The 16,328-nt window shown below is 66.6% G+C and carries 13 protein-coding genes and 1 pseudogene; 4 read left to right on the top strand and 10 right to left on the bottom strand.

Going from position 1 to position 16,328, the window contains the following annotated elements; all coding sequences use genetic code 11:
* Positions 1-29: 29 nt before the first annotated feature.
* The gene (locus A6M56_RS17095) at positions 30-608 is read right to left on the bottom strand and encodes a phosphatidylglycerophosphatase A family protein (protein ID WP_045785992.1); all 579 of its coding nucleotides are present in this window, start codon (positions 606-608) and stop codon (positions 30-32) included.
* Positions 605-1,612: a thiamine-phosphate kinase gene (gene thiL, locus A6M56_RS17090; protein ID WP_238587551.1), complete on the bottom strand. Its 1,008-nt coding sequence runs from the start codon at positions 1,610-1,612 to the stop codon at positions 605-607. Before thiL ends, A6M56_RS17095 begins: the two co-directional genes overlap by 4 nt.
* A 255-nt stretch (positions 1,613-1,867) precedes the next feature.
* On the opposite strand from thiL, the gene A6M56_RS17085 reads away from it, so the two are divergent.
* The 3 genes from A6M56_RS17085 (at position 1,868) to A6M56_RS17075 (ending at position 5,716) form a co-directional block, all read left to right on the top strand.
* On the top strand, positions 1,868-4,213 hold the full coding sequence (locus tag A6M56_RS17085) for an NADP-dependent malic enzyme (RefSeq protein ID WP_045785994.1): 2,346 nt from the start codon (positions 1,868-1,870) through the stop codon (positions 4,211-4,213).
* 463 nt (positions 4,214-4,676) lie between these two features.
* Complete coding sequence (locus A6M56_RS17080; RefSeq protein ID WP_102080120.1) at positions 4,677-5,108, top strand: ribonuclease; 432 nt, start codon at positions 4,677-4,679, stop codon at positions 5,106-5,108.
* Positions 5,105-5,716, top strand: a complete 612-nt coding sequence (locus tag A6M56_RS17075) for a barstar family protein (RefSeq protein ID WP_045785996.1) — start codon at positions 5,105-5,107, stop codon at positions 5,714-5,716. The genes A6M56_RS17080 and A6M56_RS17075 overlap by 4 nt, the downstream gene beginning before the upstream one ends.
* A gap of 79 nt (positions 5,717-5,795) precedes the next feature.
* Here A6M56_RS17075 and araH read toward each other — a convergent pair whose 3' ends face one another.
* The 7 genes from araH to A6M56_RS17040 are packed head-to-tail and all read right to left on the bottom strand — an operon-like array spanning position 5,796 to position 14,497.
* The gene (gene araH, locus A6M56_RS17070) at positions 5,796-6,806 is read right to left on the bottom strand and encodes an L-arabinose ABC transporter permease AraH (RefSeq protein WP_062737962.1); all 1,011 of its coding nucleotides are present in this window, start codon (positions 6,804-6,806) and stop codon (positions 5,796-5,798) included.
* 46 nt (positions 6,807-6,852) lie between these two features.
* Positions 6,853-8,382 carry an L-arabinose ABC transporter ATP-binding protein AraG gene (gene araG / locus A6M56_RS17065; RefSeq protein ID WP_045785998.1) on the bottom strand — a complete coding sequence of 510 codons (1,530 nt, stop codon included), beginning with the start codon at positions 8,380-8,382 and terminating at the stop codon, positions 6,853-6,855.
* A gap of 57 nt (positions 8,383-8,439) precedes the next feature.
* Positions 8,440-9,444 (bottom strand): arabinose ABC transporter substrate-binding protein, encoded by a 1,005-nt coding sequence (locus tag A6M56_RS17060; RefSeq protein WP_062737961.1) that lies wholly within the window; start codon positions 9,442-9,444, stop codon positions 8,440-8,442.
* 54 nt (positions 9,445-9,498) lie between these two features.
* Complete coding sequence (locus A6M56_RS17055) at positions 9,499-10,437, bottom strand: Gfo/Idh/MocA family protein (RefSeq protein WP_062737960.1); 939 nt, start codon at positions 10,435-10,437, stop codon at positions 9,499-9,501.
* Positions 10,438-10,440: 3 nt separating this feature from the next.
* Positions 10,441-11,364, bottom strand: a complete 924-nt coding sequence (locus A6M56_RS17050) for a dihydrodipicolinate synthase family protein (RefSeq protein WP_102080119.1) — start codon at positions 11,362-11,364, stop codon at positions 10,441-10,443.
* A 39-nt stretch (positions 11,365-11,403) separates the two neighbouring features.
* Positions 11,404-12,747 carry an MFS transporter gene (locus tag A6M56_RS17045; protein ID WP_102080118.1) on the bottom strand — a complete coding sequence of 448 codons (1,344 nt, stop codon included), beginning with the start codon at positions 12,745-12,747 and terminating at the stop codon, positions 11,404-11,406.
* 13 nt (positions 12,748-12,760) lie between these two features.
* Positions 12,761-14,497 (bottom strand): IlvD/Edd family dehydratase, encoded by a 1,737-nt coding sequence (locus A6M56_RS17040; RefSeq protein WP_062737957.1) that lies wholly within the window; start codon positions 14,495-14,497, stop codon positions 12,761-12,763.
* A gap of 181 nt (positions 14,498-14,678) precedes the next feature.
* On the opposite strand from A6M56_RS17040, the gene A6M56_RS17035 reads away from it, so the two are divergent.
* The gene (locus A6M56_RS17035) at positions 14,679-15,626 is read left to right on the top strand and encodes a LysR family transcriptional regulator (RefSeq protein ID WP_102080117.1); all 948 of its coding nucleotides are present in this window, start codon (positions 14,679-14,681) and stop codon (positions 15,624-15,626) included.
* Between the two features lie 67 nt (positions 15,627-15,693).
* Here A6M56_RS17035 and A6M56_RS17030 read toward each other — a convergent pair.
* Positions 15,694-16,286: pseudogene (locus tag A6M56_RS17030) on the bottom strand (YidB family protein).
* Between the last annotated feature and the right edge of the window lie 42 nt (positions 16,287-16,328).

The raw sequence follows: 16,328 nt of genomic DNA, 5'->3' as shown, positions 1-16,328 counted from the left end.
TACCTTCCGGACTTCGGACTTCAAAGACTTCAGATCGAGCGCCAGAGCGCAAATACGAGCAGCGTGTAGAAGGCCGCCAGAATGTCGTCGACCATCACGCCGTAGCCACCGCGCAGGCCAAAGCCCTTGAGCGTGCGGTCGTAATGGCGGATGGGCGCGGGCTTGGCCATGTCGAAGAAGCGGAACCACAGGAACGCGGCAAACTGCCCGCCCAGCGTGGTCGGCGTCACGAAGGCGAGGACGAGCCAGAACGCCACCATTTCATCCCACACCATGGCACCGTGGTCCGCCACACCCAGGTCGCGCGCGGTACGGGCGCAGGCCCAGATGCCGACCACGAAGCCCACGGCGGCAATCGCGAGCCAGGCCGGCCCGCTGATCCAGCGCGCCAAGACCACGTAGATGAGCCAGGCATACAGCGTCCCCATCGTGCCCGGCAGCACCGGCGAGAGGCCCGAGCCAAAACCGAGCGCCAGGATGCGCGCCGGATGGCCGAACATGAAGCGGGCGGTGGGGCGGCGGACCTGCGCGGTCTGTCCTGCCTCGAGGATCACGGCTTCGGGCTGGCCCGGCGGGTTGGAGGGAGGAAACGGTGCAGAAGACATCATGATGCGGAAGAAAAATGGTCAAAGCTGCCGTGCGTGAAAGTGACCGGCGCCCCGTGCGCGTCCACCAGGCGCAGCCCGGCTTCGGCTTCGATGCGGCCGATGCGCGTGACGGCCACGCCTGCCTGCCGGCCGGCAGCCACCACGGCACCGCGCGCCTCAGCCGGCGCGGTGAAGCAAAGCTCGTAGTCGTCCCCGCCGGCGAGCGTGCATTGCAACTGCAGCGCCGCCGGTTGCGCAGACAGCGTCGCCGAGCGCGGCACGCGCGCCACGTCGATCGTCGCCCCGACGCGCGATTGCGCCAGGATGTGGCCCAGGTCGCCGAGCAGCCCATCGGAAACATCGAGCGCCGCCCGGGCGATGCCCCGCAGCGCGAGGCCCAGTGCAACGCGCGGCGTCGGCATGTCCATGCGCGGCTGCACCTGGGCCAGCGCCCCGGGTGGCAGCGGCCATTCGTTGCGCAGCGCGCCCAGTGCGAGCCTCGCATCCCCGACGGTGCCCGAAAGCCACACATCGTCGCCTGGGCGGGCAGCATCGCGGCGCAGTGCGACGTCGGCCGGGACATCGCCAAAGACGGTCAGGCTGAGCGTGAGCGGACCGCGCGTGGTGTCACCGCCGATCAGCTCGCAATGGAGCGCGTCCGCCAATGCCAGCAACCCTTCCGAGAATGGGCCGAGCCACGCGGGATTCGCGTCGGGCAGCGCCAATGCCAGCGTAAACGCACGAGGCTCCGCGCCCATGGCGGCCAGGTCCGACAGATTCACAGCCAGCGCCTTGTGTCCAAGTGCGCGTGGCTGCGCATCCGCGAAGAAATGGCGGCCGGCGACCAGCATATCGGTCGAAATGGCGAGTTCATGCCCGGGGCGCGGCCCGAGCAGGGCGCAGTCGTCGCCCACCCCCAGCGTGGCACGGCGCGCGGGGCGCGTGAAATAACGGCGGATCAGCCCGAATTCCGACAATTCTGCGGTCAGATCGGCGGAGTTGGAGGGCGCGGCGGATGTGGGCACGGCAGCGGTGTTGGAAGGAAGTGGGGCAAGCCCGATGGTGCCGTGGCAAGGCGGTGGAATATTGTAGCGAATGCGCACAGCAGTCCTACCCAAAATCCCGTTGTGAGATCAGTTTTCACTATATAAAATGACGGGCCCAAGGAGGCGGACCTAGGGCCGGATATCGGCCTATCCCGAGACGCTCGTGAGGGTTTCCCGGCGGCCCGCTAGATGCGACGGCCGGCGTGCGCGCTGGCCACCCGATACGAGAGACCCATGACCACGGTGGATACCCAGCCTCAGCAGCCCGCCCGCACGGATGAAGAACTCAAGGCGCAGCAACGCGCCGCCTTGCGCAAGGCCGCGCTGGAGTACCACGAGTTTCCGACGCCGGGCAAGATTTCGGTCACGCCGACCAAGCCGCTGTCGAACCAGCGCGATCTGGCCCTGGCCTATTCGCCGGGTGTGGCCGCAGCCTGCGAAGAGATCGTCGAAGACGTCGCCAATTCGTTCCGCTACACCGCGCGCGGCAATCTGGTGGGCGTGGTGACCAACGGCACCGCCGTGCTGGGCCTGGGCGACATCGGCCCGGAAGCCTCCAAGCCGGTGATGGAGGGCAAGGCGGGCTTGTTCAAGAAATTCGCCGGTATCGATGTGTTTGACATCGAGATCAACGAAAAAGACCCGCAGAAGCTGGTCGACATCATCGCTTCGCTGGAGCCGACCTTCGGCGGCATCAACCTCGAAGACATCAAGGCACCCGAGTGCTTCTTCGTCGAGCGCGAGTTGCGCAAGCGCATGAAGATTCCCGTCTTCCACGACGACCAGCACGGCACCGCGATCGTCGTGGGCGCGGGCATCACCAATGCCCTCAAGGTGGTCGGCAAAGACATCAAGAAGGTCAAGCTGGTTGCGTCCGGCGCGGGCGCCGCAGCGCTGGCGTGCCTGGACCTGCTGGTCGACCTCGGCCTGCCGCGCGAGAACATCTGGGTGACGGACCTGGCCGGTGTCGTCTACGAAGGCCGTACCGAGCTGATGGACCCGGACAAGGCCCACTTTGCGCAGAAGACCGACAAGCGCACGCTGGCCGAAGTCATTGACGACGCTGACATCTTCCTGGGCCTGTCGGCCGCGGGCGTGCTCAAGCCGGACATGGTCAAGCGCATGGCCGACAAGCCGATCATCTTCGCGCTGGCCAACCCGAACCCGGAAATCCTGCCGGAACTGGCCAAGGAAGTGCGCCCCGACGTCATCATGGGCACGGGTCGCACGGACTACCCGAACCAGGTCAACAACGTCCTGTGCTTCCCGTTCATCTTCCGCGGCGCGCTCGATGTGGGCGCGACGACCATCACGCGTGAGATGGAAATTGCCGCCGTGCACGCCGTGGCCGAGCTGGCCCGCCAGGAGCAGAGCGACATCGTCGCCTCCGCCTACGGCATCCAGGATCTGTCGTTCGGCCCCGAATACCTGATCCCGAAGCCCTTCGACCCGCGTCTGATCGTCAAGATCGCGCCGGCCGTGGCGCAGGCGGCCATGCTTTCGGGCGTGGCGCAGCGTCCGATCGAAGACATGGACGCCTATCGCCAGCACCTGCAGCAGTTCGTCTACCACTCGGGCACGCTGATGAAGCCGATCTTCTCGGCGGCCCGCAAGGTGCCGATGGAGCACAAGCGCATCATCTTTGCCGAGGGCGAGGAAGAGCGCGTGCTGCGCGCCGTCCAGATCGTCGTGGACGAAAAGCTCGCCAGCCCGATCCTGATCGGCCGCCCGGGCGTGATCGCACACCGCATCGAGCGCTTCGGCCTGCGCCTGCGCGAAGGCGTGGATTTCACCGTGGTCAACCCCGAACACGACCAGCGCTTCCGCGAGTACTGGGAAACCTATTACAAGCTCATGGCGCGCAAGGGCGTGACGCCACAGTACGCCAAGCTCGAACTGCGCCGCCGCTCGACGCTCATCGGCGCGGTCATGATCCACAAGGGCGAAGCCGATGGCATGATCTGCGGCACGGTCAGCAACACGGCCGCGCACCTCCGTTACATCGACCAAGTCCTGGGTGGCACGAACAGCGTATACGCCGCAATGAATGGTCTGGTGCTGCCGGGGCGTCAGATCTTCCTGGCCGACACCCACGTCAATATCGACCCGACGGCGGAGCAGTTGGCGGAGATCACCATCATGGCCGCCGAGGAGCTGTGCCGCTTTGGCATCAAACCGAAGGTCGCGCTAGTGTCGCACTCGAACTTTGGCTCGTCAGAGGCGCCGTCGGCGGTCAAGATGCGCGAAACGCTCGCCATCTTGCGCGAACGTGCCCCGCAACTCGAGGTCGACGGCGAAATGCACGGGGACGCCGCACTGGACGAAAAGCTGCGCAACTCGCTGGTGCCGGACTCCACCCTCGCAGGTGAAGCGAACCTGCTGGTGATGCCGAACATCGATGCCGCCAACATCGCGTACAACCTGCTCAAGACGGCCGCCGGCAACAACATCGCCATTGGGCCGATCCTGCTCGGGGCGAAGAAGCCGGTGCACATCCTCACGCCGTCGGCCACCGTGCGTCGTATCCTTAACATGACGGCGCTGACCGTTGTGGATGCGGCCGCGCAAGTGCAGCGCTGATTGGCATTGCACAAGAAGGGGGCGCACGATGCTGCGCTCTTCTTTTTTGGCTCGCCAAGTGTGTGTGCGCTCACATTGCGACAGCGTTAAGACTGGCAACAAAAAACCGCTCCAACATCGGCCGCCGGTTGATTGTTGTCATCGATGAGCGTACCCTTACGGCCTGAAGGGGTGCTTCTGAGCACACGAGGCCGGTAATCGCCTGGGCGCAGTCAAAAAAGCGGTGTTTTGTACGCGTTCGGTTTGCCTTGTTCTGTGCACGCAATCGGTGTTGCAAGCGGAAGGATTCCCCAAGTCGTCTTCGGCGCTCGCCCGACTTGTCATTCTCCCCGCAAGGCCTCTTGATTGAGCCGCTTCGCTTTCAGCTGCAAACCGGTCGTCTGGATTCACGAGACGGCCGCCTGCGCTTGTAACCTGCGCCGGGCTGTCCTGTCGGCGCGATTCTCCCGTTAGGGCCTTGCTGATGACAAAGCGACTTGGAGCGTGGATCAGGCGCTCCGTTTGCCAGGTGGCGGTGCGCGGCGCGGTAGCGGCGACGCTGGCGTTCTTGCTGGCGGGAGTGCCGGCCAGCGCGATTGCGCGAGATACCACGAATCTCAACGCCGGGCTGGGAACCATTCGCGTCGCAGATTTGCCCAACGAGGCGCAGCGCACGCTCGCGTTGATTGAGCAGGGCGGCCCCTTTCCGTATGCGAAAGATGGCACCACCTTCGGCAATTATGAGCGACGGTTGCCGGCGCAACGGCGCGGCTACTACCGCGAATACACCGTCAAGACGCGCGGTGCCCGCAACCGGGGCGCCAGGCGCATTATCTGCGGCGGCGATCAGCAGGCGGCCAACGACTGCTATTACACGGAAGATCACTACAACAGTTTTCAACGGATACAGCGATGACGACCAACATGTTTGGGCTGGACGACTCGCTCACCGCACGCGATGAGCGCGTGGCCCGCGAAGCGTGGCACAAGGCGCAAAATCTGTACGACGGCGTGGTCGGGATGCAATCCCTCGGCGCACGCCTTGGGGGTGCGACGGCAAAACCGCCGCAGACGAGCATGACGCAGGACATTACCAAGACGGACGACGGAGGCCGCGAAGACGCCATGAACCTGTTCAAGACCGTGCGTCCGAACATCGTGCAGTCGATTCGTGCGTTTCGCGTGGCGGACCTGGCCGAATCGGCGGCAAGCCTGGGCCAGCACTTCCTGTACGCCAACTGTTCGGCGGCCACCACGAAGAGCGAAGTGCTGGACGTCATCGCGCGCGAATTCCTCTTTCCCAAGCATTTCGGGAAGAACTTCGATGCGCTGGCCGATTGTCTGACCGACATGATCTACAAGGCCGGCCCGCAACCGGGTTTCGTGATCGTGCTCGAGGGCCTGCCGTGCCAGCCCAAGTTCGACAAGGAAGCGCGCGAGACGCTGCTGGATGTGTTTCGCGATGCGGCCGAGTTCTGGGCGGAGCGGAAGGTGCAGTTCCGCGTGTTCTACTCTTTCGCCTGAGGCGGCCGGCCGGTTCCTCGGCGTAGCGATGAAAAAGCCCGCAACTGCGGGCTTTTTTGCGTCTGGTGAACGCTGCGGCTCAGGCCGCGCGCTTGTTGCGGCGGATGCGGTCGAACCAGACCGCGAGCAGCAGTATTCCGCCGCGGATCAGGTACTGATAGAACGTCGGGACGTTCATCAGGCTCATCGCGTTCTGCACGGATCCCATGATGAGCACACCGACGAGGACGCCCGAGACCGTCGCCACGCCGCCCGTCAGCGAGACGCCGCCCAGCACGCAAGCGGAAATCACGCCGAGCTCCAGCCCGACCGACGTCTTCGGGTCGCCCAGGCTCATGCGCGAGGCGAGCATCACGCCGGCAAAGCCCGTCACCAGGCCCTGCAGCACGAACACGGCGATCTTGATGCGCATGACCGGCAGGCCGGCCAGCAGGGCCGCCTCCTCATTGCCGCCCACGGCCAGCACGTTCTTGCCGAAGACGGTCTTCTTGAGCAGGAAGCCGAACAGCGCGAAGCCGACGATGTTGCTCCAGATCGGGTAGGAGATGCCCAGGAACGCGCCGCCGCCGAGATCGAAGAAACGCTCTTCGGAAATCATCACCGCGTCGCCGTTGGAGGTGATGTAGGCGAGGCCGCGTACGACTTCCATCATGGCCAGCGTGACGATCAGCGAGTTGATCTGGTACCGCGCCACGAGCACCCCGTTGACCAGCCCGACCAGGCCGCCGGCCAGCACGCCCGCCGCCACGCCCAGCATCACGCTGTGCGTGGCGGTGATGAGCGTGGAGGCGACCACGCCCGCGAACGCGACGATGGACGCGACGGACAGGTCGACCTCGCCGAGCGCGAGCACGAACATCATCGTCACCGAGATCGAGCCGATGAGGGTGACCGACAGCAGCAGGCCCTGGATGTTGCGGCTGCTCACGAAGCCCGGCACGGTGAAGGCGAGGGTCGCAAACAGCAGCAGGAACACCACGACGATGCCCGATCGGTTGACGAGTTCCCACGCCAGGGTGGCGCGGTTGCCGAGGCGCGGAGGTGCCAGCGATGGCGCGCCCGGCACAGGTTCGGTGGATGGCGTTTGCATAGGTTCGGTTTCCATGGTCGTTGCGCGGCCCGTGAGTGGCGCGCCTTCAGCGCGGCAGCGCGAGTTTGATCAGTGCGTCGGGCGTGGCGTGCTGCCTCGGCAGATCGCCGACGATGCGGCCTTCCTTCATGACGAGCACGCGGTCGGCCACGCCGATGACTTCGGCCAGGTCGCTCGACACGACGATGACGGTGCGCCCGGCCTCGGCCAGGCCGTAGAGCAGGCTGTAGATCTCGCTGCGGGCGCCGACGTCGATGCCGCGCGTGGGCTCGTCCATCAGGAAGACGTCGATGTCTTCGGCCAGCCAGCGCGACAGGATCACCTTCTGCTGGTTGCCGCCCGAGAGCTTGCCGATCGGCGTGTCGCCGTTGCGCGTCTTGATGGCAAGCTTGTCGATGAACGCCTTCGTGGTCCGCGCCTCCTGCCGGTTGTTCAGCACGTTGAAGCGGCTGAAGTGGCGCCGGCAGCTGATGTTGAGGTTGTCCGACACCGAGGCGATGGCGACGATGCCTTCCTGCTTGCGGTCTTCCGGACAGAGGGCGACGCCGGCGCGCACGGCATCGCGCGGCGTGCTGAACTGTACGCGCCTGCCTTTGAGGTGCACCTCGCCTGCGGTCGGCTTGACTGCGCCGTACAGCAGCTTCATCAATTCCGAGCGCCCCGCGCCGACCAGCCCGAAGAAGCCCACGATCTCGCCGGCGCGTGCCGTGAACGAGGCGGGTTCGCGCAGGCCCGGGCCCATCAGGCCGCGCACGTCGACCTGCACCTCGCCGAGCTGGCGTGGCCGGTAGCCGTAGACGTCCTGGATGTCGCGGCCGACCATGCCGCGGATCAGCCGTTCGCGGTCGAGGCCCGCGCCGGCGTCGAACGTGTCGATGCGCCGGCCGTCCCGGAACACGGTGACGCGGTCGCACAGCTCGTACACCTCTTCCATGCGGTGCGTCACGTAGATGACGGCGCGGCCTTCGGCCCGCAGCGCGCGGATGATGCGGAACAGCTGCTGCGTCTCGCGCGAGGACAGCGAACTCGTCGGCTCGTCAAATGCGATGACGCGCGCATCGCGCATCAGCGCCTTGCCGATCTCGATCATCTGGCGCTGGCCGATCGACAGGTGCTTGACCGGCTGGTTCGGGTCCAGCTTCTCGCCGAGGCGTTCGAGCTCGCGCAGCGCACGCGCCATGAGCGTTTTCTCGTCGAGCACGCCGAGGCGGTTGGGCAGCGCGCCGAGCATCAGGTTTTCGGCCACCGTCAGCTCCGGCACGAGGTGCAGTTCCTGGTAGATGATCGCAATGCCCGCCGCGATGGCCGCGCGCGTGTTCGTGAACTGCTGCGGCACGCCGCCGAGCGACAGCGTGCCGTCCTCCGGTTGGTTGACGCCCGACAGCACCTTGAGCAGCGTCGATTTGCCGGCGCCGTTCTCGCCCATCAGGCCGTGCACCTCGCCGCGACGGATGTCGAGCGATACGTGGTCGAGCGCCAGCACGCCAGGAAAGCGCACGGTGATGCCGTCGAGCTTCAGATAGGCGCCAGCGGAAGCGTCGGCCGGACCGCTCGCATCAAGTGATTGGACTGTCATCGATTGCTCTTTGCGGATGCGCGTGGGGCGCGGAGCAGGCCCGCGCCGCGCGTTGCATCAAATGCCCAGTTCCTTGCGCACCTCCTGCCAGTTGCTGCGCGTCATCAGCTTGCCGGTGGTCTGCGTATCGGCGGGCGGCTGCTTGCCGGTCTTGATCCACTGGACGAGGTTGGCGGCGCTGTCCTTGCCGTGGCTCGTCGAACTCACGGCGATCGTGCCGAAGAAGCCTGTCGGTTCCTTGCGCTGGAACTCGGCAAACGCCTCCCCCGCGCCGTTGATGCCGACGCCGATCACATCGGCCGCGGGAATGTGCAATTGCTCCGTCGCCCGCACGCCGCCCAGCACGGTTTCTTCGTTGAGCGCGAAGATCACCCACTTCTTGATGTTCGGATGCTGCGCCAGCACCGGCGACGCCGCATTGAAGCCGCCTGCGTCATCGGTGGTCTTCTGCGGCGCGTCGAAGATGTTCTCTTTCTTGAAGCCGCCGGCCAGCAGCGTCTGCGTGGCGCCGTCGGTGCGCAGCTTGGCGGTCGGCAACTCGTAGTTGGTGATGCGCAGCGCGCCGACCTCTTCGGGTTTCCAGCCGCGGCGCTTCATCTCGTCGGAGATGGCCTGGCCGACCTGGTTGCCGATCTTGAAGGCGGACATGCCGAGGTGCGGCACGTCGGCCAGCGGCTTGCCGGACGAATCCACGAGTTGATCGTCCACGGTGACGAACTTCATGTCATAGCGCTTGGCGCGCGCCTTGATGGCCGGGCCCAGGCGCACGTCGGGCGCACAGATGACAAAGCCCTTGGCGCCTTGCGCGCCGAGGTTGTCGATGGCGGACAGCACCTTCTCGCCATCGGGCGTACCGATGTTCACGACCGTGAAGCCTTCCTTCTTGCCGAGATCCGTGGCGGCCTTCTGCTCGTTGATGAACCAGGCCTGCTCGGGCATCTTGACCAGGAAGCCGATCTTGAGCGGCTCGTCTGCATGGGCGGGCAGGCTGGCGGCCAGCGACCCCAGGCACAGGGCAGCGGCCAGGGCGGACAGGGTCAGCCGGCGAAGTTTGTGTTGCATGGTTTGTCTCCTCGTTGGTATGGCTCTAGTGGCACGACGTACTGCGGTGTGACTTCAGGGCTCGAACGGTTCGACCAGGTGGCGCCGGCCGAGCAGCATGGCGTCGGCCACGTGCTGCAGCGGGCGGACGTCCACGTCGCTCTGGCCGGCGTGGATCAGCTCAAGAAAGCGGGCGTACAGGCTGGGGTATTCGCGCTCCGGGCCGATCTCGATACCGACCCGGTCGATGGTCAGTTCCTTGCCGCCATGCGCGAGCCGCAGCGTGCCGTCACGCGTGGCGACTTCGATCTGCCAGAGCTCGCCGGCATCGTGGCGCCAGTCGAACTCCGCGTGGATGGGCGTGCCGCGCGCATCCGTAAAGTTGAGGTTCGCGGCAATCGGCGTTTGCTGGTTGGCGGGTACCCACAGCTCGGCGGACTCCAGGAAGAACGCGCGCGGCAGGATGCGCGTCAGGATCGACAGCGCGTTGATGCCGGGGTCGAACACGCCCAGCCCGCCTGGTTCCCAGATCCACTGCTGGTTCGGGTGCCAACGGCGCACGTCTTCCTTCCATTGCACGTCGACCGAGAAGATGGCCCGCTCAGCAAGCCACGCGCGTGCCGCCTCGACCCCCGGGGCGTGGCGCGAATGCCAGGACGCGAACAGCGTGCGGCCACGTTCGCGTGCCATCTGGGCGAGGAGGCCGACTTCGGACACGCTGGCGCCGGGCGGCTTCTCCAGCATCACGTGCTTGCCGGCGGCCAGTGCCGTGCGGGCTTGCGCAAAGCGCACCTGCGGCGGCGTGCACAGCGATACGGCCTGCAACTCCTGCTCGGCGGCCAGCATGGCCTCGAGCGACGTGTAGTGCCGCAGCCCCTCCACACGCGAATGCGGGCTCGCACACGCTGCCAGGCTGAACCCCGGTTCTGCGGCCAACGCCGGCAGGTGCTGATCGCGCGCGATCTTGCCCACACCGACGATGCCGATCGACACCTGCGTGAGTTCTCGGTGCATGGTCTATCGCCCCCAGCGCAGCACGAGCGGATCGAGCCGCCGCGCAATGTCGATCAGGCCGCGCCGCGTTTCCGGATGCATCGGCGGCAACGGGTGGCGCGGCGCCTCGCACGCGATCACGCCGCCTTCCTTCATCAGCGCCTTGGCGGCGAGGAGGCCGGCCTGGCGGTTCTCGTGATTGATGAGCGGCAACCAGCGCTGATAGCGCTCGAAGGCTAGGTCGAGCTGCCCTTGGGCGTGCGCCTCGATGATCGGCCGGATGCCGTCGGGATACGCGCCGCCGGTCATGCTGCCCGTGGCGCCGGCGTCGAGATCGGCCAGCAGCGTGATGGCTTCTTCGCCGTCCCAGGGGCCTTCCACCGCGTCACCGCCGAGGCGGATCAGTTCGCGCAGCTTGGCCGCAGCCCCGGGCGTTTCGATCTTGAAGTAGGCCACTTGCTCGATCTCGCGGGCCATGCGCGCGAGGAAGGCGGGCGACAGCACCGTGCCGCTGGCCGGCGCATCCTGGATCATGATCGGAATGTCCACCGCGTCGGACACGCGCGCGAAGAATTCGTAGATCTGCGCCTCTGGCACGCGGAAGGTGGCGCCGTGGTACGGCGGCATCATCATCAGCATGGCGGCGCCCATGTCCTGGGCGCGGCGGCTGCGCTGTGCGCACACCTGGCTGCTGTAGTGCGACGTGGTGACAATCACCGGCACGCGGCCCGCCACGTGCTCGAGCGCCGTGCGGGTGAGCACTTCGCGCTCGTCGTCGGACAGCGAGAACTGCTCCGAAAAGTTGGCCAGGATGCACAGGCCGTCCGAGCCCGCGTCGATCATGAAGTCGATGGCACGTTTCTGGCTGGCGAGGTCGAGCTCGCCGGCTTCTGTGAACGTGGTGGGCACCACCGGAAAGATGCCCTGATAGCGCGGCTTGCGGGTCATGGAATCTGGAATGGGAGGAAGTCAGCGAACGTGTTGCGATCAGCGTGCAGGCCGCGCCGTCAGCAGGGCGCGCACGACAAACGTCATCATCACGGCAAACACGAGCGCGGCGGCGAGGAAGTACAGGCCGGCGGACAGGCTGCCCGTGGCGTTCTTGATGACGCCGATGCCGTAAGGGCCGAAGTAGCCGCCCAGATTGGCCAGCGAATTGATGGTGGCGATGCCGACCGCGGCGCTCGCGCCTGTCAGGAACTGCCCCGGGAGCGCCCACACCACGGCCTGGATCGCATAGGCCGCAAACCCGAAGAGGCACAGGCAGGCCAGTTGCAGCGCGGGCGTTTGCGCCCACGCGCTGGCCGCCATGCCCACCGCAGCCAGCGCCGACAGGGCGGCGATATGCCAGTACCGCTCGCCCGTGCGGTCCGAATGGCGCGGCACCAGGAGCAGGCCCACCACGGCAAACAGATATGGCACCGCCGACAGCACGCCCGTGGTGGCATCGCTCACGCCAAACTGCTTGATGATGGTCGGCAGCCACAGCGAGAGGCCGTAGATGCTCAGGGGAAACGGCAGGAACAGCAGCGCCAGCGCCAGGACGCGCACATCCTTGAGCGCCTTGAGCGGATTGCCGTGCGACTTCAGCGCATAGGCGGCGTGGTCTGCGGCCAGCTCGTGCTCGATCCACGCGCGGTCGGCGGCGGGCAGCCACCGTGCATGCGCCGGGGATTCCGGCAGCACGCGCAGCGTGGGCAGGCACAGCAGCACAGCCGGCAAGCCGCTCCACACGAACAGCATCTGCCAGCTCGACAGCCCGAACGCGCCGGGCACCGACAGCAGCCACCCTGCCACCGGCCCCGTGATGATGAGCGCGATGGGCTGCGCCAGCACCAGCAGGCCGACGACGCGTGCGCGATGGCGCATCGGAAACCACTTGGTCAGGAAGTAGAGGATGCCGGGGTACAGGCCGGCTTCGGCCGCACCGAGCAGAAAGCGCAGCACGTAGAAGCTGACGGGCCCGCTCACGAGCGCCATGGCCATGGTGATCACGCCCCAGGTGAACAGGATGCGCGCGAACCAGCGGCGCGCGCCAAAGCGTTCCAGCGCCAGGTTGCTCGGCACTTCACACAGGAAATAGCCGACAAAGAACAACCCTGCGCCCAACCCGTAGGCCGCATCGCCGATACCGACCGCCGCATTCATGTGCAGCTTCGCAAATCCGACCACCGAGCGGTCGATATACGCCACCACGTAGATGAGCGCGAGAAACGGCATCAGCTTGCGCGTGAGCATGCCGATGATGCGCTGCTCCTGCGAGGCGTCGGCCGGGTTGGTGTGGGCGGTGCGGGCCGAAGTCGGCGTGCTGACGGTTTGAGTGGTCGCCATGTGTGCCCTCGGCTCAGTGGGAGTGGCGCGGCACGGCCGCGCCCCGGCAGCCGACCAGGAAATCGAGGTCGCAGCCTTCGTCGGCCTGCAGCACGTGGTTGACGTACAGGCGCTGGTAACCTCCCGCTTCGCCGTGCGAGCGCTGGTGCGGGTAGGCCGCCAGGCGGCTGGCGAGTTCTTCAGGCGAGATGTCGAGGTGCAGCGTGCCGGCCTCGCAGTCGAGTTCGATCCAGTCGCCGTCCTGCACGGCCGCGAGCGGTCCACCGGCGGCGGCTTCGGGCGCCACGTGCAGCACCACCGTGCCGTAGGCGGTACCGCTCATGCGGGCGTCGGAGATGCGCACCATGTCCTTCACGCCCTGACGCAGCAGCTTGGGCGGCAGGCCCATGTTGCCGACCTCGGCCATGCCCGGATAGCCCTTCGGTCCGCAGTTCTTCATCACGAGCACGGAGCTGGCATCCACCTCCAGGGTTTCGTCGACGATGCGCTCCTTGTAGTGCTCGAGATTTTCGAACACGACGGCGCGGCCGCGATGCTTGAGCAGCTCCGGACTCGCCGCGGAGGGTTTGAGCACCGCACCGCGCGGCGCCAGGTTGCCACGCAGCACGCGGATGCCGCCGTCGGCGATCAGCGGCTTGCTGAGCGGGCGGATGACTTCGTCGTCGGTGATGGGCGCGTCCTTGACGTTCTCCCACAGGGTCTTGCCGTTGACCGTCAGCGCGTCGGGATGCGGCAGCAGCTTGGCCTCGCCCAGGCGGCGCAGCACGGCTGGCAGGCCGCCGGCGTAATAGAACTCCTCCATCAGGAAGCGGCCCGAGGGCATCAGGTCAACGATGGTCGGCGTGTTGCGCCCGATGCGCGTCCAGTCTTCGAGCTCGAGCGGCACGCCGATGCGCCCGGCAATCGCCTTGAGGTGGATGACCGCATTGGTCGAGCCGCCGATCGCTGCGTTCACGCGGATGGCGTTCTCGAACGCTTCGCGCGTGAGGACCTTCGACAGCGTCAGCCCTTCCAGGGCCATCTCGACGATGCGGATGCCCGACATGTGCGCCAGCACGTAGCGCCGCGCATCCACCGCCGGGATGGCCGCGTTGTGCGGCAGCGAGGTGCCCAGCGCCTCCGCCATGCACGCCATGGTGGACGCCGTGCCCATCGTGTTGCACGTGCCGGCCGAGCGCGACATCCCCGCTTCGGCCGAGAGGAAGTGATGCAGCTCGATCTCGCCGGCCTTGAGCGCTTCGTGCAGTTGCCACACGGCGGTGCCCGAGCCGATGTTCTTGCCGTCGAGCTTGCCGTTGAGCATCGGCCCGCCGGTCACCACGATGGCCGGCACGTCGCAGCTTGCCGCGCCCATCAGCAGGGCCGGCGTGGTCTTGTCGCAGCCGGTGAGCAACACCACCGCGTCGATCGGGTTGCCGCGAATCGCCTCTTCGACGTCCATGGCCGCGAGGTTGCGTGTGAGCATGGCGGTCGGGCGCAGGTTCGATTCGCCATTGGAGAACACCGGAAACTCCACCGGAAATCCGCCCGCTTCGTAGATGCCACGCTTGACGTGCTCCGCCAGCTTGCGGAAATGCGCGTTGCACGGCGTGAGCTCCGACCAAGTGTTGCAGATGCCGATGACCGGGCGGCCGTCGAACTCATGATCGGGAATGCCCTGGTTCTTCATCCAGCTCCGGTACATGAAGCCGTTCTTGTCGGCAGTGCCGAACCATTGGGCCGAGCGCAGCTTGGGTTTTGTTTCCGCCATGGGTGCGTGTGGGACGGACGCGCGCAATACTGGCGGCGCAGCATGCAGAAGCCGCGGGGCGTCCGTTGTCTCCGGTGTGGTTGTGGTTTTGATCGCCCCGAGTGTACGGAGGGCCCTGATATCCTTCCAATGAAATATTGGCCCCTACCGATATCGAATCCGATATCCCAGGAACACTCCGATGTCGAACACCAGTCCGTGGTACGTGCGTGCGCGCCTGAAGACGCGGCAACTCCTGCTGCTTATTGCGCTGGCTGAGGAAGGCAACATCCACCGCGCCGCCGCGGTGCTCAACATGACGCAGCCGGCCGCCTCCAAGCTGCTGCGCGAGCTCGAGGCGATGCTCGACGTGCCGCTGTTCGAGCGCATGCCGCGCGGCATGCGGCCGACGCGCTATGGCGAAGCGTTGATCCGCCACGCACGCGCGGTGGTCGGCAGCCTGGACCAGGCGCAGGAGGAAGTGCTGGGCCTCAAGGCCGGCCACCTTGGTCATGTGGCGGTGGGCACGATCACGTCGCCGGGCGTGCGGCTGCTGCCGCCGGTGGTGGCGCAGGTCACGCGCGAGCACCCGGGGCTGCGGGTGTCGCTCGAGATCGAGAACAGCAACGTGCTGCTGGAGCGCTTGGCGCAAGACAAGCTCGACCTTGTCGTCGGCCGGCTGTTTGCCGAGCACGACAAGCTGCACCTGCGCTACGAGCCCCTGGCCGACGAGCCGGTGGTGGCAGTCGCCCGCCCGGGGCATCCGCTGCTGGCCGAGCCGAGCCTGACGCTGAACGATGTGCAATCGGCCACATGGGTGGTGCCGCCCATCGGCAGCGTGCTGCGCCATCGGTTCGATCTCATGTTCCAGCGCGCCAGCCTGACCGCACCGACGAGCGTGGTGGAGACCTCCGCGCTGCTGTTCCTCACGCGCATCCTCGAGCAGAGCGACATGCTGGCCGTGATTGGCGTCGACGTCGCGCAGTACTACGCGTCGTATCGCATGGTGGAGATCCTGCCGCTGCCGATGCCGTGCCAGATGGACGACTTCGGCATCATCACGCGCACGGACCGGTTGCTGTCGCCCGCCGCGCTGCACGTGGTGGAAGCCTTGCGCGCGGCTGGGCGGGCGGCGTACGGCGCGGCGTGATGCAGCCTCGGCCTGAAGACAAGAAAAGCCCGCGCTTGCGGGCTTTCTGCTGTTGGGGGCTTGCCGCTCAGGCGTTGGGCAGCGTGCCTTGCGGCGTCAGGTGGTTTACCGCCTCGGGCAGGCCTTCCGCGAGCTGGTCGGCAAGATCGCTTTCGTTGATTCCGAAGCTCGACGCGAGTTGCGACAGGGCGCCCGTGCCGCCCAGCGCCTGTGCGATCTGTTCGCCGGACACCGGCAGGTTTTGCCCGTTGCCGATCCACGACTTCACCTGTTCGCCCAGGCCGGCCTGCTCCAGGATCTGCTGCAGCGGGCCGATGCCGGCCGGGGCTGCCGCATCGACGGCAGCCGCATGGTCGGCGTTGCCACCGCCAAGCAGCCCGCCTAGCAGGCCGCCCAGGCCACCTGCGCCGGCCCCGCCGAGCAGGCTGCCAAGGGCCCCGCGCCACCGGCTGCACCGAGCAGGCCGCCGAGCGAACCGAACAGGCCGCCGCCCTGGTCCGCCTGGGCCTGCGGCGCAGCGTCGTCGGCACCTTGGGACCGGTGCTTCATCGCCAGGTACGCCAGCACGCCCACGGCGAGCAATAGCTTCTTGTTGCCGAGCAGGGACGATGGCGCGCCATTGGCGTCAGTGCCGCCGAGGATGGAATCGAGTAGACCCATGATGAAGCTCCTTTGGTCAGTGGCGGGCAAAGGGGGAAAGCC

Origin of the sequence: Ralstonia sp. RL, from assembly GCF_001683835.1 — a bacterium.
GTDB lineage: Bacteria > Pseudomonadota > Gammaproteobacteria > Burkholderiales > Burkholderiaceae > Ralstonia > Ralstonia mannitolilytica.
This window is presented reverse-complemented; position numbering and strand designations above follow the sequence as displayed.

Coding starts and splice junctions, on each gene's coding strand:
- A6M56_RS17035 (WP_102080117.1), top strand. CDS start 14,679: ATGTCGAACACCAGTCCGTGGTACGTGCGTGCGCGCCTGAAGACGCGG.
- A6M56_RS17075 (WP_045785996.1), top strand. CDS start 5,105: ATGACGACCAACATGTTTGGGCTGGACGACTCGCTCACCGCACGCGAT.
- A6M56_RS17045 (WP_102080118.1), bottom strand. CDS start 12,747: ATGGCGACCACTCAAACCGTCAGCACGCCGACTTCGGCCCGCACCGCC.
- A6M56_RS17095 (WP_045785992.1), bottom strand. CDS start 608: ATGATGTCTTCTGCACCGTTTCCTCCCTCCAACCCGCCGGGCCAGCCC.
- araG (WP_045785998.1), bottom strand. CDS start 8,382: ATGACAGTCCAATCACTTGATGCGAGCGGTCCGGCCGACGCTTCCGCT.
- A6M56_RS17080 (WP_102080120.1), top strand. CDS start 4,677: ATGACAAAGCGACTTGGAGCGTGGATCAGGCGCTCCGTTTGCCAGGTG.
- araH (WP_062737962.1), bottom strand. CDS start 6,806: ATGCAAACGCCATCCACCGAACCTGTGCCGGGCGCGCCATCGCTGGCA.
- A6M56_RS17055 (WP_062737960.1), bottom strand. CDS start 10,437: ATGCACCGAGAACTCACGCAGGTGTCGATCGGCATCGTCGGTGTGGGC.
- A6M56_RS17085 (WP_045785994.1), top strand. CDS start 1,868: ATGACCACGGTGGATACCCAGCCTCAGCAGCCCGCCCGCACGGATGAA.
- A6M56_RS17060 (WP_062737961.1), bottom strand. CDS start 9,444: ATGCAACACAAACTTCGCCGGCTGACCCTGTCCGCCCTGGCCGCTGCC.
- A6M56_RS17040 (WP_062737957.1), bottom strand. CDS start 14,497: ATGGCGGAAACAAAACCCAAGCTGCGCTCGGCCCAATGGTTCGGCACT.
- A6M56_RS17050 (WP_102080119.1), bottom strand. CDS start 11,364: ATGACCCGCAAGCCGCGCTATCAGGGCATCTTTCCGGTGGTGCCCACC.